This window comes from Streptomyces sp. NPDC045956 (genome assembly GCF_056430705.1).
In genome coordinates this window covers 289,114-310,495 of sequence record NZ_JBWKKZ010000002.1, presented here as the reverse complement: position 1 = coordinate 310,495, position 21,382 = coordinate 289,114, and the positions used below count along the sequence as shown (strand labels likewise).

21 protein-coding genes are annotated in these 21,382 nt (G+C 73.7%); 4 read left to right on the top strand and 17 right to left on the bottom strand.

Features of this window, described 5'->3' with window-relative positions; genetic code table 11:
• Positions 1 to 15 precede the first annotated feature (15 nt).
• From AC07FV_RS07075 to AC07FV_RS07060, 4 genes are all read right to left on the bottom strand, one after another.
• Complete coding sequence (locus AC07FV_RS07075) at positions 16 to 204, bottom strand: hypothetical protein (RefSeq protein ID WP_383638070.1); 189 nt, start codon at positions 202 to 204, stop codon at positions 16 to 18.
• A 133-nt stretch (positions 205 to 337) separates the two neighbouring features.
• Positions 338 to 2,074 carry a RecQ family ATP-dependent DNA helicase gene (locus AC07FV_RS07070; RefSeq protein ID WP_479085283.1) on the bottom strand — a complete coding sequence of 579 codons (1,737 nt, stop codon included), beginning with the start codon at positions 2,072 to 2,074 and terminating at the stop codon, positions 338 to 340.
• Between the two features lie 130 nt (positions 2,075 to 2,204).
• Positions 2,205 to 2,840 carry a class I SAM-dependent methyltransferase gene (locus tag AC07FV_RS07065; protein WP_479085282.1) on the bottom strand — a complete coding sequence of 212 codons (636 nt, stop codon included), beginning with the start codon at positions 2,838 to 2,840 and terminating at the stop codon, positions 2,205 to 2,207.
• 162 nt (positions 2,841 to 3,002) lie between these two features.
• Entirely contained in the window at positions 3,003 to 3,986 is a 984-nt protein-coding gene (locus AC07FV_RS07060; RefSeq protein WP_479085280.1) for a mechanosensitive ion channel family protein, read from the bottom strand.
• 241 nt (positions 3,987 to 4,227) lie between these two features.
• On the opposite strand from AC07FV_RS07060, the gene AC07FV_RS07055 reads away from it, so the two are divergent.
• Positions 4,228 to 4,503 (top strand): hypothetical protein, encoded by a 276-nt coding sequence (locus AC07FV_RS07055; protein ID WP_479085279.1) that lies wholly within the window; start codon positions 4,228 to 4,230, stop codon positions 4,501 to 4,503.
• On the opposite strand, the gene AC07FV_RS07050 is transcribed toward AC07FV_RS07055, so the two are convergent.
• Both AC07FV_RS07050 and AC07FV_RS07045 read right to left on the bottom strand, forming a co-directional pair.
• The gene (locus AC07FV_RS07050) at positions 4,435 to 5,439 is read right to left on the bottom strand and encodes a cytochrome c oxidase assembly protein (protein WP_479085277.1); all 1,005 of its coding nucleotides are present in this window, start codon (positions 5,437 to 5,439) and stop codon (positions 4,435 to 4,437) included. The two genes, AC07FV_RS07055 and AC07FV_RS07050, sit on opposite strands and share 69 nt — an antisense overlap.
• Complete coding sequence (locus AC07FV_RS07045; protein WP_479085276.1) at positions 5,439 to 5,996, bottom strand: DUF2243 domain-containing protein; 558 nt, start codon at positions 5,994 to 5,996, stop codon at positions 5,439 to 5,441. Before AC07FV_RS07045 ends, AC07FV_RS07050 begins: the two co-directional genes overlap by 1 nt.
• 258 nt (positions 5,997 to 6,254) lie before the next feature.
• Between AC07FV_RS07045 and AC07FV_RS07040 the strand changes: the two genes are divergently transcribed.
• Complete coding sequence (locus AC07FV_RS07040; protein WP_479085275.1) at positions 6,255 to 6,692, top strand: pyridoxamine 5'-phosphate oxidase family protein; 438 nt, start codon at positions 6,255 to 6,257, stop codon at positions 6,690 to 6,692.
• 7 nt (positions 6,693 to 6,699) lie between these two features.
• Here AC07FV_RS07040 and AC07FV_RS07035 read toward each other — a convergent pair whose 3' ends face one another.
• From AC07FV_RS07035 to AC07FV_RS07005, 7 genes are all read right to left on the bottom strand, one after another.
• A complete protein-coding gene (locus tag AC07FV_RS07035) occupies positions 6,700 to 8,826 on the bottom strand; it encodes an MMPL family transporter (RefSeq protein ID WP_479085273.1) in 2,127 nt (708 codons plus the stop codon).
• Between the two features lie 168 nt (positions 8,827 to 8,994).
• A complete protein-coding gene (locus tag AC07FV_RS07030) occupies positions 8,995 to 9,501 on the bottom strand; it encodes a MarR family winged helix-turn-helix transcriptional regulator (protein ID WP_479085271.1) in 507 nt (168 codons plus the stop codon).
• Positions 9,502 to 9,571: 70 nt separating this feature from the next.
• Positions 9,572 to 10,033, bottom strand: coding sequence for a hypothetical protein (locus AC07FV_RS07025; protein WP_479085269.1), 462 nt, complete (start codon positions 10,031 to 10,033; stop codon positions 9,572 to 9,574).
• 123 nt (positions 10,034 to 10,156) lie between these two features.
• Positions 10,157 to 10,489 carry a DUF3140 domain-containing protein gene (locus AC07FV_RS07020; RefSeq protein ID WP_479085267.1) on the bottom strand — a complete coding sequence of 111 codons (333 nt, stop codon included), beginning with the start codon at positions 10,487 to 10,489 and terminating at the stop codon, positions 10,157 to 10,159.
• A 7-nt stretch (positions 10,490 to 10,496) separates the two neighbouring features.
• On the bottom strand, positions 10,497 to 10,724 hold the full coding sequence (locus AC07FV_RS07015) for a hypervirulence associated TUDOR domain-containing protein (protein WP_479085266.1): 228 nt from the start codon (positions 10,722 to 10,724) through the stop codon (positions 10,497 to 10,499).
• 97 nt (positions 10,725 to 10,821) lie between these two features.
• Positions 10,822 to 12,126 carry an NAD(P)/FAD-dependent oxidoreductase gene (locus AC07FV_RS07010; RefSeq protein WP_479085265.1) on the bottom strand — a complete coding sequence of 435 codons (1,305 nt, stop codon included), beginning with the start codon at positions 12,124 to 12,126 and terminating at the stop codon, positions 10,822 to 10,824.
• A 282-nt stretch (positions 12,127 to 12,408) separates the two neighbouring features.
• The gene (locus tag AC07FV_RS07005; protein ID WP_479085263.1) at positions 12,409 to 13,410 is read right to left on the bottom strand and encodes an NADPH:quinone reductase; all 1,002 of its coding nucleotides are present in this window, start codon (positions 13,408 to 13,410) and stop codon (positions 12,409 to 12,411) included.
• A 501-nt stretch (positions 13,411 to 13,911) separates the two neighbouring features.
• On the opposite strand from AC07FV_RS07005, the gene AC07FV_RS07000 reads away from it, so the two are divergent.
• Positions 13,912 to 14,574, top strand: coding sequence for a fascin domain-containing protein (locus AC07FV_RS07000; RefSeq protein ID WP_479085261.1), 663 nt, complete (start codon positions 13,912 to 13,914; stop codon positions 14,572 to 14,574).
• Between the two features lie 208 nt (positions 14,575 to 14,782).
• Positions 14,783 to 15,178, top strand: a complete 396-nt coding sequence (locus AC07FV_RS06995; RefSeq protein WP_479085259.1) for a hypothetical protein — start codon at positions 14,783 to 14,785, stop codon at positions 15,176 to 15,178.
• Between the two features lie 192 nt (positions 15,179 to 15,370).
• Here AC07FV_RS06995 and AC07FV_RS06990 read toward each other — a convergent pair whose 3' ends face one another.
• The 4 genes from AC07FV_RS06990 to AC07FV_RS06975 are packed head-to-tail and all read right to left on the bottom strand — an operon-like array spanning position 15,371 to position 21,360.
• Positions 15,371 to 15,739 carry an acyl carrier protein gene (locus AC07FV_RS06990; protein ID WP_479085257.1) on the bottom strand — a complete coding sequence of 123 codons (369 nt, stop codon included), beginning with the start codon at positions 15,737 to 15,739 and terminating at the stop codon, positions 15,371 to 15,373.
• Positions 15,740 to 15,797: 58 nt separating this feature from the next.
• Positions 15,798 to 18,983, bottom strand: coding sequence for an amino acid adenylation domain-containing protein (locus AC07FV_RS06985; protein ID WP_479085256.1), 3,186 nt, complete (start codon positions 18,981 to 18,983; stop codon positions 15,798 to 15,800).
• Positions 18,980 to 20,026, bottom strand: a complete 1,047-nt coding sequence (locus tag AC07FV_RS06980) for an alcohol dehydrogenase family protein (RefSeq protein ID WP_479085254.1) — start codon at positions 20,024 to 20,026, stop codon at positions 18,980 to 18,982. The genes AC07FV_RS06985 and AC07FV_RS06980 overlap by 4 nt, the downstream gene beginning before the upstream one ends.
• Positions 20,023 to 21,360, bottom strand: coding sequence for a condensation domain-containing protein (locus AC07FV_RS06975; protein WP_479085253.1), 1,338 nt, complete (start codon positions 21,358 to 21,360; stop codon positions 20,023 to 20,025). The genes AC07FV_RS06980 and AC07FV_RS06975 overlap by 4 nt, the downstream gene beginning before the upstream one ends.
• Positions 21,361 to 21,382: the final 22 nt, after the last annotated feature.

Here is a 21,382-nt window from a genome sequence, read left to right as displayed (position 1 = left end):
ACTCCCGTCGATCCGTCAGCCCTTCTTCGGGCGCGGGGTCGGCGGCGAGAGCAGCAGGCTGGTTCCTCCGGACTGGAGGGCGAGCGCGGCGCACTCGCGGCTGTCACGGAAGACTCCGTCGGGCTCGGCGGGGTCGAGTGCCGCTTCGATGTCGATGTTCTCGGTGCGGGTCAGTTCCTCGAGCACCTTGTCCTTGGAGGTCATGTCTCCATCTCCCTCTGGTAGCCGAAGGGCCTTCACACCACAGGTGTCCGGTGAGTCACAAAGCATGCCTCTCTTCTCAAAATTCTCAGAAGATAACTTCTTCAACAAAACGGACATCAAGGAGGCGGTGGGGTCAGCCCCCGCCCCCGTCCTCCTCCGGTGCGGCGGTGAGGAGGTCCTCGCGGCCTGCCAGGGCCTCCAGGGACAGCGTGCGATAGCCGGCCCGGTCGAACAGGACGGTGATGCGGTCCCCGTCCTCGCTCAGCACCGTCCCCTCGCCCCACTCGGCGTGCCGCACCTGCGTACCCACCGGAAAGGCGCCGGCGGACGTCTTCGGCGCCTCGGCCTCCTGGGACCCGCTCTCCTGGGACCGGTTCTCCTGAGCCCCGTTCTCCCGTGCCTCGTTCTCCCGCGCCTCGCAGACGTCGCAGGCGCCGCACGGAGGCTCGTACTGCTCACCGAAGTAGCCGAGCAGGAACCGGCGTCTGCATCCGGTGGTCTCGGCGTACGCGCGGGCCATCGCGACCCGGGTCCGGTCGGTCCGGCGATGGGCGTCGGCCGCGTCCTCGGCCAGGTCGGCCGCCGCTTCGGGCGGCGTACCGGGGTCCGGCCGGACCCCGCCGTCGTCGCCGGTGGCCACGGCACCGGACTCCTCCAGCAGGTTCACGGCGGCGGTGACACGGTTGCGGGACATCCCGGTGTCCCGGCGCAGTTCGTCCAGGTCCGCCGGGTCGGGTCCGTGGTCGTGGACGGCGTCGGCGACCTCGGACAGCACGCCGCGGCCGGGGGTGCGGCCGGCGAAGTACGTCTGCATGCCGGTGTCCTCGGGCCGGTAGTGGAGTACGGCCAGTGCCGGATCGCCGTCCCGGCCGCAGCGGCCGATCTCCTGGTAGTACGCGTCCGGCGAACCCGGCAGCGAGGCGTGCAGCACGAACCGTACGTCCTCCTTGTCGATGCCCATCCCGAACGCCGAGGTGGCCACGACCACGTCGGCTTCCCCGGCGAGGAACGCGTCGTGGACACGGGTGCGTTCGGCCGCGCGCAGTCCCGCGTGGTAGGCCTCGGCGGTCAGTCCGAGGGCGGACAGCTCCTCGGCGAAGTACTCGGTGTCCTTGCGGGTGGCCGCGTAGACGATGCCGGGTTTCGGTTCGGCGGCGGCCCGTTCGACGAGCGCGCGGCGCCGGTCGTCCTCGTCGCGGAAGCGTCGGACCTCCAGCCGGATGTTCGGGCGGTCGAAGCTCGTCACCGTCACCCGGGGCCGGTCCATGCCGAGCCGTTCGGTGATCTCCCGGCGCACGGGCGGGGCCGCCGTCGCGGTGAGGGCGAGCACCGGGGGCCGGCCCACGCGCCGGGCGGCCTGACCGAGGCGGAGGTAGTCGGGGCGGAAGTCGTGGCCCCAGGAGGCGACGCACTGGGCCTCGTCCACCACGAAGAGGGCGGGCCGGGCGTCGGCCAGCCGTTCCAGCACCTCGTCCTTGGCCAGTTGCTCCGGCGACAGGTACAGGAACCGGGCCTCGCCCCGCCGCACCGCGTCCCAGGCGGCCTCGGTCCGGGCCGCGGTGAGGTCGGAGTTCACCGCCACGGCACCCGGGGCGCGGGCCCCCTCGGGCAGCCCGGCGATCTGGTCCCGCTGGAGGGCGAGCAGCGGGGAGACGACCACCACCGGTCCGGGCAGCAGGACGCCGGGGACCTGGTAGACCGCCGACTTGCCGGAGCCGGTCGGCATGACGACCAGGGCGTCCCGGCCTCCCAGCACCGCCTCCATGGCCTCCAGTTGCTCGGGCAGGAGGCTGTCCCAGCCGTACACCTCGGCGGCGGTACGGCGCAGGCGCGCCGCCCGCCCTTCGTCCGGCCGACTCTGCTCACCCATGGCCGCTCCCTCGCTCCCCGGTTCCGGTCCGGGCGCGCCGGTGCCGGTCGCGCCCGCGGCCTGGGTACCCGGGGCGGCCTGCGGGAACCGGCCGCGGACAGCGCTGCGCGGGGAGGACGGGGCGGCGGGCTCACACCCTCCGCAGACGCCAGACGTGGTCTTCGCGGTAGCCCTCGACGCCGTCGGGGGAGACGCTCGGCCGGCGGACGGTCTCCCGGGTCTCGACGGTCCACGCGCCGTCCGGCAGGGCGAGTTCGGCGAGGACGCCGTCCAGGGTGGGGAAGACCGCGTCGAAGGGCGGTTCGGTCTGCCAGGAGGGCCAGCCCGCGTGCAGGACCAGCAGCAGGGTGCCGCCGTCGGCCACGGCCCGTGCGGCGTGGCGCAGAACTGTCCGCTGGTCGAGCGGCACCGGGGACTGCAGGTAGTGGGCGCTCACCAGGTCGAAGGACCCGTCGGGGAAGGACCGGCCCAGTTCGTGTCGTTCCCAGGCGACCCGGTCGCCCACCCCGGCGTCGGCGGCGTGGCCGGCGGCGCGCTCCAACGCGGTGCCGGAGATGTCCACACCGGTGACCCGCCAGCCGCGTGCGGCCAGCCACACGGCGTCCGCGCCCTCGCCGCAGCCGAGGTCCAGCGCGGTGCCGGGGGTGAGGCCGCTCGCCTCACGGACCAGCAGGTCGTTGGGGCGGCCGCTCCAGACGCGGTCGGTGTCACGGTAGCGGGCCTCCCAGAACTCGGTGGCGGAAGCCTGCGCGGACGTGTCGGTCATGGTGCCTCCCGGAGACGGACGGAACGGTGCTCGGCGGACACGCGGCGGCCCGCGCGCCCTGCGTGCAGGCTGCCCCCGGCCGGGCCCGGACGACAAAGAACTTTGCCGTTCCGGCAAACCCGGACCCCGGGCCGGTGCACCCGCCCACCTCCACTCGCCGGCCTAGGCGTCGGCCTCCGCCGCGTCACCGCGCATCCACACCGCGCGTGCGAAGGGGATGTCGATGCCGGCCGCGTCGAGGGCGTCCTTGACGCGGCGCCGCAGTTCACGGGTGACGGCCCACTGCTGGAGCGGCACGGTCCGGACCGCGACGCGCACCGTGACCCCGTCGGCGTCCAGCGCCTGCACGCCCCACACCGAGACGTCCTCGAGCAGGAGGTCGGCGAAGTCGGGGTCCTCGCTCAGGGTGCGGCCGGTCTCCTCCAGCACGCGGTAGACCGTGTCCAGGTCGGCGTCGTAGGTCACCGCGACGTCCAGCACCGCGCGCGCCCACTCCTGGCTGTCGTTGCGGACCCGCATGATCTCGCCGTTGCGGATGTGCCACAGCCCTCCGTTGAGGTCGCGCACGTGGGTCAGACGCAGGCCCACCTGTTCGACCTCCCCGACGGCCTCGCCGAGGTCGACCGAGTCACCGACGCCGTACTGGTCCTCGATCATGATGAGCAGGCCGGACAGGTAGTCGGCGACCAGGCTCTGCGCGCCGAAGCCGATCGCCAGACCGACCACACCGGCGCTGGCCAGGAGCGGGCCGAGCGCGATGCCCACCTGGTCGAGCACCATGGCCACGCCGACCATGAACAGCACGATGGTCACGGCACTGCTGAGCACCGATCCGATGGTGCGGGCCCGTTGTTCGCGCCGCTGCCGCGCCCGGGACCGGTCGCGGTGCAGTACGGCGGCGCCGCGGCCGGAGCGCCGGGGGCGGCTGCGTTCGGGTTCGCCCGCCGGGGGTTCCAGCACCCGCTGGACGACCCGGGTGATGGCCCGCTTGGCCAGGGCCCGCACCACCAGCAGGATGACGACGATGAGCGCGATGCGCAGGGGTATCCCGATCAGTGCCGCCGTGTGGTCGCCGAACCAGTGCGACCACGAGGCCGCCGACTGCGCGTTCTCGGTCGTGCCGGTGGACGGTGAGGTGTGCGACATCGACTCAGGTGCTCCGTTCCTCGGGGATGACGTGTCTGCCGTCGGCCCCGCCTACCCAGGGACGGCGCGAGCATGACGCCTGACCATATTCGTCCCGGTCGGTCAGATGACTTCCGCTTTGCCGTTTTTGCGGGTGTTCAGTGCGTTTGCCTGACGGTTGCGGCATCTTCACTCGCGACCGGCCATCACCGGCGCCGGGCCGGGCAGCCGGGAGGAGTCGTCCACCGGAGGGGGCCCCGGCGTGGTTGTCGTCGCCGTCCTGCTGCTGCCCGGCCTGGGGCTGCTGCTGTACACCATGACCTGCCTGGAGGACCGGCTCTTCGGCGGTCCGGACTCGACCGCCCGGCACGCCCGGCGCCGCCATCTGCGACTGCTCCCCGGGGGCGGGGCCGGCGGCCCGGCGGCCCGGCGCTCCGGGTCGGCCGGGCAGCGGGCCGCCACGCACCGTTCAGCCGGACACCGATCGACCGGCCACAGGCCGGCCGGAAACCGGTCGGCCGACCGCGACGCCGCCTGAGCCGGGACCGCCGAGCACCGATCCGGGGACCGGTCGCTCGCGGCGGCGCCCGCGCTCGGGCCGCCAGGTGGCCACCAGTGCCGCTGCCAGCAGGAGTTCGGCGAGGTCGCCCGCGTAGTACATGATCTCCGCGGCCTGCCGCACCTGGTCGACAGGTGCGTGGACGTGGACGAAGAACCCGCCGTACATCGCCTGGGCGATGAGGGCGTGGGCGGCGATCGCGACGCCCAGGTACACCAGTCGGGCCGGTACGCCGGGTCGGCCGGGGGCCGGGTCGGGGCCGGCGACGGCGTGCGCGAAGAGGCAACCGGAGGCCAGGAAGTGGGCGTTCATCAGCCAGTGCCCCGCGGGGTGGCCCATCGCCGCGTCGTACAGCGGGGTGAAGTACAGCAGGCCGAGGGTGCCGGTGCTCAGCGCGAGCGCCACGGCGGGGTGGGCGACCAGGCGTGCGGGGCGGCTGTGCAGCAGTGCGGTGATCCGGCGGGCACCGGCCGGTGAGAGGGCGCGGAGCGCCAGGGTGACCGGGGCGGCGAGCACCAGGGCCGGCGGGGCGTACATGCCGATGAGCATGTGCTGGGCCATGTGCCCGCGGAAGTCGGTGTGTGCGGCCGGCCCCAGCGGGGGCAGCAGGGCGACGGCCACCACCGCCAGCCCGCCGAGGAACGACGCCGTCCGCCAGGCGCTCCAGCCCCGGGCGGGGTTGCGGCGCCGGGCCCGGCGGACGGCCAGCAGGTACCCGGCGGCCGCGATCAGGAGCAGGGTGAGGACGAACACGGTCGGCGCCGCCTCCAGGAGGCCGCCCGCACCGCCCGGGTCGTCGTGGTGCGCGGGGTGCGCGGGGTGCGCGGGGTGGGCGCCGTCGTGCGAGGCGGGGTGCGCGTCCCGGTGCGGGGCGAGGGGCGAGCCGAGGGGTGAGTCGAAGGGCGAGTCGTCCATCAGGCGCGGCCCTCCGTGCGGTGCGGAACCTCGGGGTCGAAGGGCCGTCCGCCGCGCTGGAGCAGATGGCCGCCGGCCACGAGCAGGGCGCCGAGGACCAGGAACCCGGCGTCCCACCATGCCTGGTGGGGGCCGCCGTGGACGTGGTGGATGCCCAGGACGTGGTGGTCCAGCACGCCCTCGACCAGGTTGAAAAGGCCCCATCCGACGAGGATCCAGCCCCACAGGACCCGGGAGGCCCAGACCGCCCGCCGGTGGTGGGTGACCCGGGAGTACAGGAGGGCCAGTCCCAGCAGGACCGAGAGCCAGCACACCGTGTGGAAGACGCCGTCCCACACGGTGTTCATCTCCAGCCCGGAGACGGTGTGCGGGTTGTAGTACTTCACTCCGATGCGGTCGTGGTTGGTGCTGGTGAGCATGTGGTGCCACTGGAGGAGCTGGTGGAGCAGGATGCCGTCGACGAAGCCCCCGAGTCCGACCCCGAGGACGATGCCGGGCAGCCTGATGCTGTTCGGCGCCGTCGCGGCCGCCCGGGTCTCCCCTGTCGTGCTGGCCATCGCCTGTACTCCGTCCCGTCGGCGTGCGTGGATGTCGGGACACGGCTTCCCTCCGGGCGGCCCCCCGTCACGCATCGGCCGGATCCTTCCGCCCTTTCCCGTCAGATGTGCCGGTGGCTCACCCGGCCCTTGCGCGGGCCGGTCACCCCGGCCGCCGGGGGGCGCGCCGCCGGGGCCGCCCCGGTCGCGCACACTGGTCGGGGCCGGCCCCGGCGACACCAGCTCCGGGCGCCGCGGCGCCCCACGTGAGGAGACGCGATGGACACCGAGGAACGGCACGAGGCGGACGCGGAGTTCGTGGAGTTCTGGCAGGAGCGCCGGGTGTGCTTCCTGTCGACGCCGCGTGCCGACGGGAGCCCGCACCTGGTCCCGGTCGGGGTGACGTACGACCACGCCACCCGTACCGCGCGGGTCATCACGAGCCGGGGCACCACGAAGGTCCGCAACGTCGAGCGGGCGGGGCGTCCCGTCGTCGCCGTGGGCCAGGTGGACGGCAGGCGCTGGTCCACGCTGGAGGGCGTCGCCACCGTGCGGGACGACGCCGAGTCGGTCCGCGACGCGGAGGCCCGGTACGCGGACCGCTACCGGCAGCCCCGGGCGAACCCGGAGCGGGTCGTCATCGAGATCGCCGTACGACGCTGCCTCGGCACGGTGCGCCCCCTCGCACCGGCCGGGGCGGACGCCCGACGCGGCTGAGTCCGGGTCAGCCGCCGTCGGCGGGGCGGTCGGCCGGCGTTCCGGGCCGTCCGCCCGGCTCCTCCCGGGAGAGGCGGCCGGGCCACCAGGCGACGGCGCCGATGTCCCGGGCGAGCGCCGGGACCAGCAGCGAACGCACCACCAGCGTGTCCAGCAGGACGCCGAAGGCCACGATGAAGGCGATCTGCACGAGGAACGCCAGCGGGATCACCCCGAGCGCGGCGAAGGTGGCGGCGAGGACGACACCGGCCGAGGTGATCACTCCCCCGGTGGCGGTCAGGCCCCGCAGGATGCCCTCCCGCACGCCGTGCTGGAGCGACTCCTGGCGCACCCGGGACATCAGGAAGATGTTGTAGTCCACGCCGAGGGCGACCAGGAACACGAAGCCGTACAGGGGCACGGAGGCGTCGGTGCCGCTGAAGCCGAACACATGGGTGAAGACGAGTGCCGAGACGCCCAGGGTGGCGAGGAAGTTCAGCGCCACCGTGGCCACCAGCAGCACCGGCATCAGCAGGGAGCGCAGCAGGGCGATCAGGATGACCAGGATGATGGCGAGGACCACGGGCACGATGAGCGTGCGGTCGTGTGCGGCGGTGCGCTGGGTGTCGTACTGCTGGGCGGTGTAGCCGCCGACCAGGGCGTCGGCCCCGGGCACGTCGTGGACGGCGGACCTGAGCCGGGCCACCGTGTCCTTGGCGGCGTCGCTGTCCGCCGGTGCCTGGAGCGTGGCGTCGATCCGCACCCGCCCGTCGACCACCTTGGGGTCGCCTCCGCCGGGCCGGCCGGAGGCGGTCACCGCGTCCGCGGAGGCGACGCCGCGGGTGTCGCGGGCCGCCGCGAGGACGGGATCGAGCCGGTCGGCGTCCGCGATGACGACGGCGGGGTTGCCGGAACCGCCCGGGAAGTGCCGGGCCAGGGTCTGCTGGGCGGCGACGGAGGGCGTGTCGTTGACGAAGATCTCGTCCAGCGGGACGCCCTTGGACGAGAGGCCCGGCGCGAAGGCGGCGCAGGCGATCAGGGCGGCCAGGGAGACGGCCCACACCCGTCGGGGTGCCCGGTCGACCAGGGCGGCGATGCGGTGCCACAGGCGGTGCCCGGCCTTCGGGTCACCGGCCCGGACGGGCTTGGCCGGCCAGTAGGCGGCCCGGCCGAGCAGCACCAGGACGGCGGGGAGGAAGGTGAGGGTGCTCAGCACGGCGCAGACGATGCCGATGGCGCCGACGGGCCCGAGCGCACGGTTGTTGGTCAGGTCGCTGAGCAGCAGCGCCAGCAGACCCAGGGCGACGGTCCCCGCGCTGGCGACGACGGCCCCCCAGGAGGCGCGCAGGGCGGCTCGCACCGCGCTGAAGCGGTCCGGGTGCCGGGCCAGTTCCTCGCGGAAGCGGGCGGTGACCAGCAGCGCGTAGTCGGTGGCGGCGCCGATGACCAGGATGGAGAGGATGCCCTGGACCTGCCCGTCGACGCGTACGACGCCCCGGTCGGCGAGCGCGTAGACGATGGCGCAGGCCAGCCCCAGCGCGAAGACGGCGCCCAGGATGATGACCAGGGGCAGCAGGACACTGCGGTAGACGAGCAGCAGGATCACCAGCACCGTGATCAGCGCGACGCCGAGCAGCAGTCCGTCGATGCCCGAGAAGGCGTCGGAGAGGTCGGCCTGGGAGGCCGCCGGGCCGGCCAGCTGCGCCCGGGTGTCCGGTACCCGGTCGGCGGCCGCGCCGATGCGCTCCAGCACGTCGGGCAGGCGGTCGCCGAGGTCGGGCTCGACCTGGACGACGGCCTGGAGTGCCTCGCCGTCCTCGGACGGCAGGGCGGGTGTCACGGGGCCGGCGACGCCGGGCTCCCCCTCCAGGCCGGCCACCGACCGGGTGGCTTCGGCCCGGTGGGCGGTGACGTCGCCGCCGCCGTCCGCGGTCCACACCACGATCACGGGCAGGGTCTCGTCCTGCTGGAAGGCCTCCTGCTCTTCGATCACCCGGGTGGACTCGGCGCTGCGGGGCAGGAAGGCGGCCTGGTCGTTGGTGGCGACCTCGCCGAGCTTCCCCGCGTACGGTCCGAGCGCACCTCCGATGCCGAGCCAGGCCAGGAGCAGGACGACGGGGACGAGCCAGCGGGCGCGTCGGGAGGGGATGGACATCGGTGTTCAGGTCTCCTGGAGCTCAGGGGCGCGGAAGAGCGACTCGATCGAGCAGCTCGATCAAGTGACTCGATCATAAACAATCTCAATGATTGAATTACTTGGGGTCCTCGTGACACGCCTACTACTGCCCGCGCCCCTCCCCCGGATGCACCACGCGTACGGGAATCAGCGCTCGTCCGTCCGGACGAGCCCCAGCTCCTCGTTCATCGCCGCCATGAAACGGAGCACGACCGCCAGCTCCCCCTCGTCGAAGCGGGTGCAGGCGGCGGCGGCCGCGCCGGCCAGCGGACGGAAGTAGCTCCGGGCCGCCGCGCGCGCCTCGGGCACGTAGTGCAGGTGGACCACGCGGCGGTCGGCGGCCTCCCGGACCCGGCGCACGTGCCCCGCGCGCTCCAGCCGGTCCACGCAGGCCGTCACCGCTCCCGAGGTGAGGCCGAGGTGCTCGCGCAGCCGGCCCGGCGTCATGGGCTCCTCGGCGTCCAGGATCGCCGCAAGCGCCTGCACGTCGGTGGCGTGCAGGCCGTGGGTGCCGGCGAAACCGTGCACGAGGCGGTTGATCTCGCCGTTCATCCGCCGCATCCGCGCGGCGAGCTCCTGGAGGTCACCCGCATCGGGCCCGGTCCGGGTCCCCCGTTCGTGCGCGTGCTCTCCACGCTGGTTCGCTGTCGACACGTGATCAGCGTATAGAAGGCCCGCCGCGTGCGGCCGCGCGTCCACCGCCGGGGCCCGGAGCCCGTCGCCGTCAGGTGAAGGGGGCGTTCGGCCGCCGGGTGCCGAGACTGTCGGGGCGAGCCGTGTGGTCCGGGTGGCCCCGGGTCCGGCGGGCCTCCTTCATCTCCGCCTCGAACAGGTGGTCGCGGCCGTCCGCGAGCCGCTCCACCGCCTCGCGCTCCAGGTCCTTGAACGCCTGGTAGTACGTCCGGTCGTAGGCCTCGACGATCTGGAACGTCCAGTGGCCCGGGATGACGTTGCGCCCCAGGATCTCCCGCTCGACCCGCTCCGCCCACTCCGGGTGGCCCGCCTTGCGCAGCAGTTCCACCGCGCGGTCCAGTTCGAGGTCCGCCGTGCCGGTGAGCTGGTGGAAGGAGAACAGGTGCCCGCGGGCACGCTCGGTCGTCTCCAGGGCCTTGGACAGTGATCCGAGGGCCGCCACCGTGTCGTCGTCGAGACCTTCCGGGCGCCGGTGCGCGTCCTGTTCGTCCATGTGCCGCCGGTTCCTTCCGTCGATGCGCCGGTGCTGTGCGGGGTTGGTTGTGCGGGTTCGGCTGTGCGGGTCGGTGCTGTGCGGGGTCTCGAAGGGGGAGGCGAGGCGCACAGGGGCCCGCCGTCACGCCAGTGGGTCGTGGCCCCAGTTCATGAGCGAGTACCGCCACTTGGTGTCCTGGACGTCGCCGGAGGGCCGCTGGGCCAGGTGCCGACGGATGTAGCCGACGACCTTGCGCATGTGGCGGTAGTCGTCGTCCGTGAGGTCGCCCTTCTTCGTCCGCTGGATCTCCACGATCCGGCGGCCGGACGCGTGACCGGTGGACTCTCCCCCGTCCTGCTGCTGTCCCACGTCCTTGGACCGGTCGGACTCCAGCCACTTCTCCAGGTCGGCCGGCTTCATGTTCACCAGCTCCTGGAAGCCGTCCCAGGTCTCCTTCTGCTCCTCGTCGTCCACGGCCGCCTCACTTCTTCTTCAGCGAGGACGGCTTGTGCACCGCGGACTTCCCGGACTTGTCACTGCGGACCTCGTACTGCGGGTCGTCGGGGGACGCGTCCACCGTGCGGCCCGCGGCCTCGGTCCGCTTGGTGATCTTCTTCTCGACCTCGCCCTCGGTCGTGGTGCCGTGGGTGCTCCAGCTGACCTTGTCGCCCTTCTTCAGGTGGTCGCCCTTGTCGCGGTTCTTCGCCATGTCGTGCTCCTTCGTACGTCGGTCGACCCGGACGAGGAGGGCTCGCCGGTCGTGTCCGGCGAGTGGCTCGCCGGTCGTCGCAGGGACACAGGGCGGGTCACGGCGGTACGCCGTCCCTGCCGGTGTTCGGGTGGAGCGCGTCCGTCGGATGCGGTCGCGCCCACAGGTCCGCCAGGACGTCCCGCGCCGCCCGGCTGCCGGAGGCCAGGGCGCCCTGGACCGAGCCGGTGGCGCGGTGGTCGCCGCAGACGTAGCGGCCCTCGGACCAGCGTGTGGTACGGCTCAACGGCCACGGGGGACGCATGACGGGGAGCGCGCCCTCGACGGTGTACGTGGCGACCGACCGCCAGTCGGCCGTGTCCGTCTCGTACAGCTGTGCCAGCCGCCGCCGGACGCCGTCCTCCCGGCCCGGTGCGTCCGCGCCCAGGACCGACGTGGACACCAGGGCGGTGCCCGGCGGCGCGTAGGTGGGGCTGACCTCGCTCGGCACGCAGGTGTTCAGGACGGCCAGCGTGCTGTCGACCACGAGGATCGGCTCGGCCAGCGGTGAGCGGTCGGTGGCGTGGTAGTAGGTGGTGACGGTCCGGCCGGGCGGTACGTCGAGTCCCGGCAGCAGCCGGGCCGCCGTCGCCGCGTCGGTGGCCACGACCACGGCGCCGGCCCGGAGCTCGGTGCCGTCCTGGAGGACCACGCCCCGGTCGGTGAGGCTCCGCACGGGAGCCTCCCGTCGCACGGTGCCCTCGGGGAGCCGGGCGGCCAGCAGCCGCGGCACGCTGCCGATGCCGCGGGCCGGCAGGCAGAGCGTGCCGCGGGCCGTGCTGCGCCACACGAGGTGGAAGAAGCGGGCCGACGTCTCCAGTTCCGGCTCCAGGAACACCCCGGCCAGGAAGGGGCGCAGCAGGTGGTCCACCGCCGCGCGGGACAGCCCGCTGCGCGCCAGGGCCTCGGCGGTGGTGCGGTCGCGGCCGCGCTTCAGCAGGGCGGCCGGGGCCACCACGTCCCTGGCGGTGAGGCCGGTCAGGGCGGCCAGGTCCCGGGCCCCCAGGGCCCGGCCCGGCAGCAGCCCGCCGGCCTCGCGCGGGCGGCGGGTCGGGTCGGTGAGGCGGACGACGCCGGAGGGCGTGTGGGCCAGCACCCCCGGGGTGAAGGGCCGCAGTCCGAGTCTGCGCAGCGGTAGGCGGCGCCGTACCTGCGGATAGGCGGTGTTGAAGACCTGGAAGCCGCGGTCCAGGAGGAAGCCGTCCCGGCGGTCCGTGCGCATCCGTCCGCCGACCTCGTCGGAGGCCTCGAGGACCGTCACGTGCAGGTTCGCGCGGCTGAGGTCGAAGGCGCAGGCCAGCCCGGCGAGACCGCCCCCGACCACGAGGACGTCCGGTTCCCGGCCGTGCCCGTTGCTCTTCATGCGCGCTCCTTAGGCTGTGCACCAGCGTGGACCCGGTGCCGGGGTTCCACCACTCGGCCACGGACCGCCGGCCGCCGTGCGAGGCCCCGGCGAAGCTCCGGGTCCCCCGTTCGAGGACGTCGATCCCGCCGTCCGCCGCGGATCTGCTCCGCGCGCGGCCCGGTCGCCGGGGTCCCCGTTCCGGGACCAGCCCGTCGAACGTCGGCACAGCGGCCCCGGACAGCCCCTACGAGCGGCTCGACGGGCACCGCTGACGGACCGGGAACGCCGCCCGCGGAGCGATCAGGCGGGGGTGAGGAGCAGACGGCCCCGGACCTCGCCCGCCTCCAGCCTGCGGTGGGCCTCCGCCGTCATCGACAACGGCAGCCGACCGCTGATGCGCGGACGCCACGGCGTGTCCCGCAGGAGGCCCACGACGCCCTGCGCCGCGTCGGCGAGGTCCGCCGTGGTGGCGTTGCTGATGGCGAAGCCCACGATGGCGGCGTCCTTGGTGTAGAGCCGGCCCAGCGGCAGCGCGGCGGCGTCCCCGCCCAGTCCGACCATCGCGACCAGGCGCCCGCCCCGGGCCAGCACGTCCACGGCGTCGGCGAGCACCCCGTGCCCGGACGTGTCCAGGTGCACGTCGTACCCGTCGGGAGCGGCTCGGCGCACCTTTTCGCCCAGGTCGGGCGCCCGGTGGTCGAGGACCTCGGCGGCACCGAGGCCCAGCACCGCCTCGGCGTCCTCGGCGCGGGCGGTGGCGATCACACGGGCCCCGGCGCGGGCCGCCAGCGCCACGGCGGCGCTCCCCACGTTCCCGGCGCCGCCCCCGACGTAGACGGTCTCCCCCGCCCTCAGTCGGCCGTGCCGGAACAGGGCGAGATGGGCCGACGCCGCGGGGTGCGCCGCGGCCACGAGGTCCTCCCCGGCGAGGTCGGACGGCGCCGCGTAGAGCCGTTCGGCGGCGACCGTCGCGTACTGGGCGCAGGCTCCCTGCCGTCCCTCGTGCCCCAGGCTGTTGCACCACACCCGCTGCCCGGGGGCGAAACCCCCGGCGCCGGGTCCCGCCAGGGCGACCTCGCCCACCAGGTCCCGGCCGACGACGAAGGGGAACGGGAGCGGTGTGGCGTACGCGCCGGAGCGCACGAAGGTGTCCACGGGGTTCACCGCCACGGACTCGACGCGCACGAGCACGTCCGTCGGCCCTGTGGGCGGCACGGGAAGCTCTCCGTGACGGATGTGGTCCGGCGGACCGACGGAGTCGATGTACGCCGCCCGCATCACGTCGGGGACGGGGCCGGTCATGACCTCATGCTACGAACCGGTCGTGCACCTCGCAGCGGTGCGGGGCCGGCGTCGGTGGCGCCTCGGTGTCGCTTCGGTGGCGGTTCACCCGCTCCCCTCCGGCCGATTCGGGCGGTGAGTGACCGGTCGGAAAACGGCGCCTTGCCCCTGCATTAACGAGGTCCTGCGTGATTCAGAATTAACGTCTGTTCCGTACGGTCTTCGTCGGACAACCGACAGATTCGTTCCGAGAAGCACGTCGGCGTCACTATGCTGTGATCGCTTCGCCGAGTCGGCGCAGCGGCTGCCCAGGAGCCCGGGGAGGGGCGCCGAAGCAGTTTCGGGGGGTGCGGAGAAATTCGGGGGATCTCGTCGCCGTGGGCTGAATTCATTTCGTGTGCAGTGGCCGTTTCCGTCCCTGCCGCGAAAGCCCCGAGCCGGCGGCCGTGAATCCGTCGTGGGCCTTTTGCCCGCCGCCCCGGTATCCGTTCTGACGAAAGCTGAGGAAATACTGTGAGACGCATGACCTCCGTCCTGCTGTCCCTGAGCGCCGTGCTGGCGACCTCCGCACTGGTGGCTCCCGCGGCCGGGGCGGCCCCGGGAGCCGACCGGCCGGTCGCCGCGCCCGCCGGCTGGGAGGCGGTGGACGCCGTCGGTCTGGCGCGGATCACCGAGGAGACGGCCGCCCGGAAGGCCCCGCTCGCCGGTGAACTCGCCGCGGACGCGGCCGCGGAGCCCGAGCTGCTGGCGATGCAGTCCGTCCGCAACGGCCGGTTCGTGGCCACCGAGGCGAACTACGCGGCCCCGAACACCGGCGTGCTGCGCGCCCGTTCGGCCGAGTTCGGCGGCTCCTGGGAGGGCTTCTCCTTCGAGTGGGACGAGGCCACCCAGACCTACGCCCTGAAGTCCCTGGCGAACGACCGCTACGTGGCGGTGGAGAAGAACTACACCGGCAGCGCGCAGAACGTGCTGCGGGCCCGCTCCACCAGCGTCGGCGGCTGGGAGCGGTTCATCGTGTACTACAACGAGACCCTGGACCGCTGGGCCCTCCAGTCCACGCTGAACGGCCTGTTCGTCACCATGGAGAACGGCTACACCGGCTCGCTCCAGTACGCGCTGCGCGCCCGCTCCGCCGAGCCCACCGGCTCCTGGGAGGAGTTCGTCCTCTACGACATCGGCGCCTGACACCCGCAGGACCGCCCTTCAGCACCGCCCCGCCGGCGCCCTGGCAGAACCGGGCGCCGGCGGGTCCGGTGGCGGTGGCGGCACGCCGGCCCCGCCACCGACGGCCGACGCCGGGCTCGCCACACCGGTGAGCGACCCGGGCGTTTTGCCGTTTTCCTCCTGGTAACCCGGTGCGGGAGCCCACCCCTCATGCGACGAGGTGAGAACCATGCTGGTGCTGGGACTCCTGCTCATGGCGGGCGCCGCCGCTTTCGCGGGACTACTGATCGCGTACAACCTGTCCGGCGGTCCGGACTACACGGTGACGCTGCTGGGGAGCCAGCCGTTCACTGTCAGCACACTCGGGGCCTTCCTCGGCGGCATCGCCCTGACCCTGATCTTCGGCCTGGGCATGTGGATGCTGCTCGCCGGGACGGTGCTGGCGCGCCACCGCGGCAAGAAGCGCCGCCGGGAGAGGGAGACCGCCCGGCGGGCCACCGCCGAGCGCGACGAACTGGCCGGCCGCATGGACGGCGAGGGCGGCTCCCGGACGGGGGACGGTGCTCCGGACCGGAGCGGCCCCGCTCTGCACCGACCGAACTGGCTCCGACCGCACAGCCACTGAGGCGGTCGGGAGCGCCGACTCGGCGAGGGTGCCCCGTACGGTCTGTCGTGGAGCCGGAACCGGCCCCCTCCCCCGCACCCCGCACTCGCCCGCGTGACGGCCGGCGGCGGCGCCGTCCGCGCCCTCTGCCGGTGGCGGTGAAGGACACTCGGCCGGGGCGCCGGACGCCCCGGCCGAGTGCCGTGCCGCCGGTCAGCGGGTCCCGTTCGGCCTGCCGTAGCCCTTCTCCGCCAGAAACTCGGCCTGGCCCATGGGAGTGGCGTTCTCGAAGAGACGGTTGAGGAGTTCTCCCTCCCATTCCACCGACTCCACTTCGCCCACCCCGTACTCCGTCAGGATCCTGCCTATGGCTTGGAGGGCGAGCAGCGAGTATCCGCCGAGTTCGAAGAAGTCACCGCGGTGTACGTCGATCGACTCCACGTCCGCTTCCAGCACCTCCGCCCAGATCCCGCGCACCACCTCCGCCGCCGCTTCCGCGTCACCCGTCAGGTGCCGGTCTGCCTGTCGGTCCGTCAGGGTGGCGGAGACGTGGGTCTTCGCGTTGTCCGCATTGTCCGTCACAGTTCCTCCATGGGTCGCCGTAGGGGGCCGGTCGTCGGGGCAGGGGCTCATCGGTTCCTCATAGCTCGGCCTCGGGCTGCTCGGCCAGCGCGGCGAGCAGCGGGGGGAACGCCGCGGTGAGACGGCCGGCGGTCGCCTCGTCGTAGCGGGCCAGGTCGTACTCGAGGACGCCCGCGAAGCCGCCGTCCGCGTCCTCCTCGAGCATCACGGTGACGTCGAACTTCGCCGAGCCGGTGTCGACCCGCACGGGCTTTGCGACCAGACCGGGGAGCTCGGGAGCGCCCACCGAGAGGCCGCCGTAGGAGAACATCAGCTGGAACAGCGGGCTGCGCTGCCGGTCGCGGGCGGGCCGGAGCTCCCGCACAACGCGGTCGAAGGGGACGTCCTGGTGCTCCAGCGCCCCGTACACCACCTCCCTGGTCCGGCGCAGCAACTGCCGGAACGTGATGCGCGAGGTGAGGCGCACCCGCAGGGCCACCGTGTTGGTGAACAGCCCGATCATCCCCGCGGACTCCGGTCGGCCACGGCCCGACACGAGGGAGCCCACGACCAGGTCACGGGCCCCGCTCTCCCGGTGGACGAACGCCAGGAAGCCGGCGAGCAGCACCGTGTAGGGAGTGGCGCGCTCACTCGCGGCCAGCTCCCGCAGGCGTGCCGCGACGCCGGAGCCGACGGAGAACGGGCAGGCCAGTCCCGCCGAGGGCGGTCCTGCCGCGTCACGTGTGGGCGGCAGGACCGTCCGGGCCGGAGCGCCGTCCAGCACGGCTTTCCAGTAGTCGAGTTGCGAGCCCGTCGCGGCCGGGTCCGGCGCGGCCTGCCGGGACGCGTACGCGGCGTAGGAGACCGGCAGGGACGGCAGCCGCGCCGGCACTCCGGTCAGGGCCTCCCGGTAGAGCTCCGGCAGTTCCCGGAAGAGGACATCGATCGACCAGCCGTCGAAGACGATGTGGTGGAACACCAGCGCCAGGACGTGGTCGGTCGGGCCGGTGCGCAGCAGGTCCGCTCGCACCAGGGGCCCACGGGCCAGGTCGAAGGGCGCGGTGGCACGTTCGGTGAGGATCCGGCCCGCCTCCTGCCCCGGAGCGTCGGACAGGTCGGTGATCCGCAGCGGGAGTACGGCGGCGCCGGGCGGGGCCACGCGCTGCACGGGGTGTCCGTCCTCCGTTTCGATGGTGACGCGCAGCGCCCCGTGCCGCCGGACGACCCGCTGGAGCGCGTGCTCCAGAGCTGACGGCACGAGCTCGCCCGCGAGGCGCAGGACCACCGGCTCGTTGTAGGCGGCGCTCGTCGGCGCCATCCGGTACTGGAGCCACATGCGCAGCTGGGAGGAGGTGAGGGGCACGCTCTCCGGTTCCGTGTCCGCGCCGCCCTCCGCGCCCGGGTCCGCCGTGGCCTCGGCATCGCCCGCGCGACGCAGGTCCGCGGCGACGCGCGCCAGCGCCCGCGCCGTCGGCGCGTCGAACACCGTGCGCTGGCGTACGTCCAGGGCAAGCGCCTCCCGCAGACCGGCCGCGATACGGGTGGCCGTGAGGGAATCGCCGCCGAGGGCGAAGAAGTCGTCGTCGGGGCCGACCAGGGGAAGGCCGAGGGCCATCGCGCACACCCCGGCGACGGCCGCCTCCAGCGCGGTGTGTGGCACGGCGCCGTTCGGCGGCTCCGGTCGCTCGTCGAGGGGGAGGTGCGGCAGGGCGCGGCGGTCGACCTTGCCGTTGGGGTTGAGCGGGAGGTCCGCGACCGCGAAGAGGCGCGCCGGCACCGACGTCCGGGGCAGGACGGCCGCGAGGTGGGCGCGCAGGCCCGCCGGGTCGCCGCCGTCCTCCCAGACCACGCACGCGCACAGCTGGTCCGTGCCGGCCGCCGTCGTGCGCACGAACACGGCGCTCGCGAAGACGCCCGGGTACGTGCCGATCGCCGACTCCACCTCGCCGGGTTCGATGCGCACGCCGTGCAGTTTGATCTGGTGGTCGGCACGTCCGAGGAACTCCAGCACACCGTCGTCCCGGCGGCGTACGAGATCGCCGGTGCGGTACATCCGGGCGCCCGGCCGGTCGGCGTACGGGTCGGGCAGGAAGCGCTGCGCGGTCGCGTCCGGCCGTCCCAGGTATCCGCGCGCCAGGCAGTCACCGGCGAGGTACAGCTCGCCGGTCCGGCCGTCCGGGACCGGGCGCAGACGCTCGTCGAGCAGCCGCACCCGCACGCCGGCCAGCGGGGTGCCGATGGGCAGCCGGGGCCAGTTCCCCACCTGCTCGGCGTCGCAAGGCGCCTCGTACAGGAGCTGGGAGACGGTGGCCTCCGTCGCGCCGTACTCCTGCACCAGGCGCACCCCCGTGGGCAGCCAGTCCGCGACGCGGTGGACGGAGACCTGCTCGCTGCCCACGACGAGCAGCCGCAGCGAGGCGGGTGGGCGTGGCGTGCCGTCGTCGTCGAGTTCCCGCAGCCACTCGTACCAGTACGCGGGAGTGAGCTGCAGGACGGTGATGCCGTACCGCTCCACGGCGGCGGTCAGCCGGGCGCTGTCCGCGAGCGCCTCGTCCGGATCCATCACCAGACAGGCTCCGGCGGCCCAGGTGGCGAGCATCTCCTCGGCGGCCACCGAGAAGCCGATGGAGGCGAACTGCAGGACGCGGTCGCCCGGCCCCAGGTCCAGGCGCAGCGCGATCTGCCGGGCCAGGTTGGCGAGCGGGCCGTGTTCGAGCGCGACGCCCTTGGGCGTCCCGGTCGACCCGGAGGTGTAGGCGATCCACGCCAGGTTCCGGGGATGGGGCACGGTGGTGCCCTCCTGGCCGCTCCGGTCCGCTTCGTCACCCTCCCCCGTACCGTCCAGGCACAGGACGGTGCCCGGGTACGCCGTGGCGTCGAAGGCCGGCCGCCGCTGGGCCAGGACGACCGGGGCGCTGCTGTCCTCCAGGGCGAGCCTCAGCCGCTCGCGCGGATGGGTGGGGTCCAGGAGCAGGCACGCCCCGCCTGCCTTGAGCACGGCGAGTACCGCCACGGCCAGTTCGACGGAACGGGTCAGGTGCAGGCCCACGGGCACGTCGGGGCCGACGCCGAGGCGGCGCAGGCGCGAGGCCAGCCGGGCGGCACGGCGGTCGAGTTCCGCATAGCTGAGCCGCCGGTCGCCGCAGAGCAGGGCGAAGGCGTCCGGTGTGTCGCGGGCGTGCCGCTCCATCTGCTCGTGCGCGCAACGGTCCCGGGAACGGTCCGTGCCCCCGGCCACCCCGGGGACGGTGGTGGAGGTGCTCACGGGATCAGCACCACCTTGCCGACCGCCCCGGAGTCGAACAACCGGAACGCCTCCGGGGCCTCGGCCAGCGGCATCCGGTGCGAGACGACGAAGGTGGGATCGATCCGGCCGCCCCGCACCAGGTTCATCAGCGGCTCACGGTCGCTGATCGGGTCGCCGACGGCGAAGCGCAGCGTGACCTCCTTGGCGAACGCGAGTCGTGTCGGCAGGGGCATGGCGTCGGAGGCGTGGGCACCCACGGCGCACACCACCCCGCGGGGCCGGACCGCGTTCAGCGCGGTCAGCAGCGCGTCGTCCGTGCCGACGGCCTCCAGTACGGCGTCCGCGCCCCGCCCGTCGGTCAGGTCGGTGATCTCCCGGGCGGCGTCGGACCCGCCGGGCACCGGGTGGGCGCCGCGTTCGGCGGCCCGTCCGCGCCGGCTCTCCAGCGGGTCGACGGCGAGCACCCGGGCCGCGCCCAGCGTCCAGGCGGCCTCCAGTGCGAGCAGGCCCACGGGACCGCAGCCCACCACGGCGACCGTGTCCCCCGGCCGCACCCCGGCGCCCACGGCGCACGCGTAGCCGGTGGCGAGGACGTCGCCGATGAACAGCGCGGGTTCGTCACCGACGTCGTCGGGGATCGGGAACAGGACCACGTCGGCGAAGGGCACCCGCACGTACTCGGCGTGCCCTCCGGCGTATGCCCGGGCGCCCACCACGGTGTCGTAGCCGAAGAGGCCGACCCGGTCGCACTGGTAGTGCCAGCCGTCGTGGCAGGACCGGCACCGGCCGCACGCGATGATGTCCGACGCGACGACCCGGTCACCGGTCCGCAGGCCGTGCACCTCGGGTCCCACGGTCTCGATCACGCCGGTGAACTCGTGGCCGGTGACCGTGCCCGGCGTGAAGCCGGCGATCTCGCCGCGGTACGGGTGGAGGTCGGTGCCGCAGATCGCACTGCGAACGACACGGACGACGGCGTCCCTGGGGTCCTCGATCCGGGGCACGGGCAGGTCGTCGGCAACGGCCACCCGCCGGGTGCCGTGCCACTGCAGCGCTCTCATGTGTCCTCCGGTTCGCGGCAGGCGGCGTCGAGCACGTGGATCAGGTCGTCGAGCAGACGTCCGGCGGCGGTGTCGTCGTACTGGTCGGGGTGATGGGTCAGCAGGGCGCGCAGCGTGCCTGCGTCCTCGTAGAAGCCCAAATCCAGGGGGTAGGGCGAGAAGGGATCGTGGTCGACGAGTGTCACGTCGAGCCCTTCCAGCACGGGCGGCACCTCCGGCGTGGTCTGGAAGGAGACGCACACGCTGATCACCGGCCGGAACCCGGGCCGCCACAGCCCCAGGTCGGCGGTGAGCCGCTCGAAGGGCACGTCGCGGTGGGCATACACACCGAGCAGGTTGCGCCGGACCTGGCGCAGCAGGTCCGGGAACGCTCCGTCCTCCGTCACCCTGGTCCGCACGGGCAACATGTTCACGAAGAAGCCGACGGCCTTCTCGAACTCGGCCCGGGTACGGAACCCGCCCCGGGTGGCGACGAGGATGTCGTCCGTGTCCACGTACCGGCGCAGCACCCGGGTGAACGCGGCGAGCAGCAGCATGAACACGGTGGCGCGTTCACGGCGGGCGGTGGCCCGCAGCCGGTCGTACAGGGGCTGCGGGAAGGTCATCCACCTCGTCCGCGGAGGCCGTGGGCCCCCCGACGGCGCGGTACGGGCCAGACTGAGCGGCGGCAAGGGGGTCACGTCCGCCAGCGCCTGTCGCCAGTAGGCGAGGTGCACGGGATAGGCCGGTCCCGTGAGCCAGGCGTGCTGCCGGCGCGCGAAGTCCGCGTACTGGGTGGGCACGGGCGGCAGGGGGGAGGGCTGCCCGGCCACCCGTGCCGCGTAGAGCCGTTCCAGTTCCCTCAGGAGCACCGCCCACCAGGACCAGGCGTCGGAGACCAGATGGTGCAGGGTGATCCGCACGATGTGCTCACGCGGTGCCAGCCTGAGCAGCACCGCCCGCACCAGGGGCCCGTGGGCCAGGTCGAACCCGCAGCGCAGGTCCTCGGCCAAGAACCGGACGGCGGCGTCCTCGCGTTCCGCCGCGGGAAGCGCGGTGAGGTCGGTCAGGGGCAGCGGCACAGGGAGGTCCGGAACCACTGCCTGGACGGGCCTGCCGTCGACGACGGGAAAACACGTGCGCAGCGCCTCGTGGCGGCGGACGAGTTCTTCGATGCTCTCCCGCAGCGCCGTCACGTCCAGTCCGCCGGTGAAGCGGAACGTCATGGGGTCGGCGTACCGGGTCGTGCCGGCGCGCCGCTCCAGGAACCACATGCCCTGCTGGGCGTACGACAGGGGGTGGCCGGCGCCGTCCCGTGACGCGGCGCGCCCGGGCGTCCCGCTCCTGCTTTTCATGCGCACCTCCCCCTCGTCCCGG

Bases quoted from the DNA above. Each gene is read 5' to 3' on its own strand.
- AC07FV_RS07070 (WP_479085283.1), bottom strand. From the start codon at position 2,074: ATGGGTGAGCAGAGTCGGCCGGACGAAGGGCGGGCGGCGCGCCTGCGC.
- AC07FV_RS07035 (WP_479085273.1), bottom strand. From the start codon at position 8,826: ATGTCCATCCCCTCCCGACGCGCCCGCTGGCTCGTCCCCGTCGTCCTG.
- AC07FV_RS07045 (WP_479085276.1), bottom strand. From the start codon at position 5,996: ATGGCCAGCACGACAGGGGAGACCCGGGCGGCCGCGACGGCGCCGAAC.
- AC07FV_RS06980 (WP_479085254.1), bottom strand. From the start codon at position 20,026: ATGAGAGCGCTGCAGTGGCACGGCACCCGGCGGGTGGCCGTTGCCGAC.
- AC07FV_RS07060 (WP_479085280.1), bottom strand. From the start codon at position 3,986: ATGTCGCACACCTCACCGTCCACCGGCACGACCGAGAACGCGCAGTCG.
- AC07FV_RS07005 (WP_479085263.1), bottom strand. From the start codon at position 13,410: ATGACCGGCCCCGTCCCCGACGTGATGCGGGCGGCGTACATCGACTCC.
- AC07FV_RS07010 (WP_479085265.1), bottom strand. From the start codon at position 12,126: ATGAAGAGCAACGGGCACGGCCGGGAACCGGACGTCCTCGTGGTCGGG.
- AC07FV_RS07075 (WP_383638070.1), bottom strand. From the start codon at position 204: ATGACCTCCAAGGACAAGGTGCTCGAGGAACTGACCCGCACCGAGAAC.
- AC07FV_RS07040 (WP_479085275.1), top strand. From the start codon at position 6,255: ATGGACACCGAGGAACGGCACGAGGCGGACGCGGAGTTCGTGGAGTTC.
- AC07FV_RS07000 (WP_479085261.1), top strand. From the start codon at position 13,912: ATGACCTCCGTCCTGCTGTCCCTGAGCGCCGTGCTGGCGACCTCCGCA.
- AC07FV_RS07050 (WP_479085277.1), bottom strand. From the start codon at position 5,439: ATGGACGACTCGCCCTTCGACTCACCCCTCGGCTCGCCCCTCGCCCCG.
- AC07FV_RS07025 (WP_479085269.1), bottom strand. From the start codon at position 10,033: ATGGACGAACAGGACGCGCACCGGCGCCCGGAAGGTCTCGACGACGAC.
- AC07FV_RS07015 (WP_479085266.1), bottom strand. From the start codon at position 10,724: ATGGCGAAGAACCGCGACAAGGGCGACCACCTGAAGAAGGGCGACAAG.
- AC07FV_RS06975 (WP_479085253.1), bottom strand. From the start codon at position 21,360: ATGAAAAGCAGGAGCGGGACGCCCGGGCGCGCCGCGTCACGGGACGGC.
- AC07FV_RS07065 (WP_479085282.1), bottom strand. From the start codon at position 2,840: ATGACCGACACGTCCGCGCAGGCTTCCGCCACCGAGTTCTGGGAGGCC.
- AC07FV_RS06995 (WP_479085259.1), top strand. From the start codon at position 14,783: ATGCTGGTGCTGGGACTCCTGCTCATGGCGGGCGCCGCCGCTTTCGCG.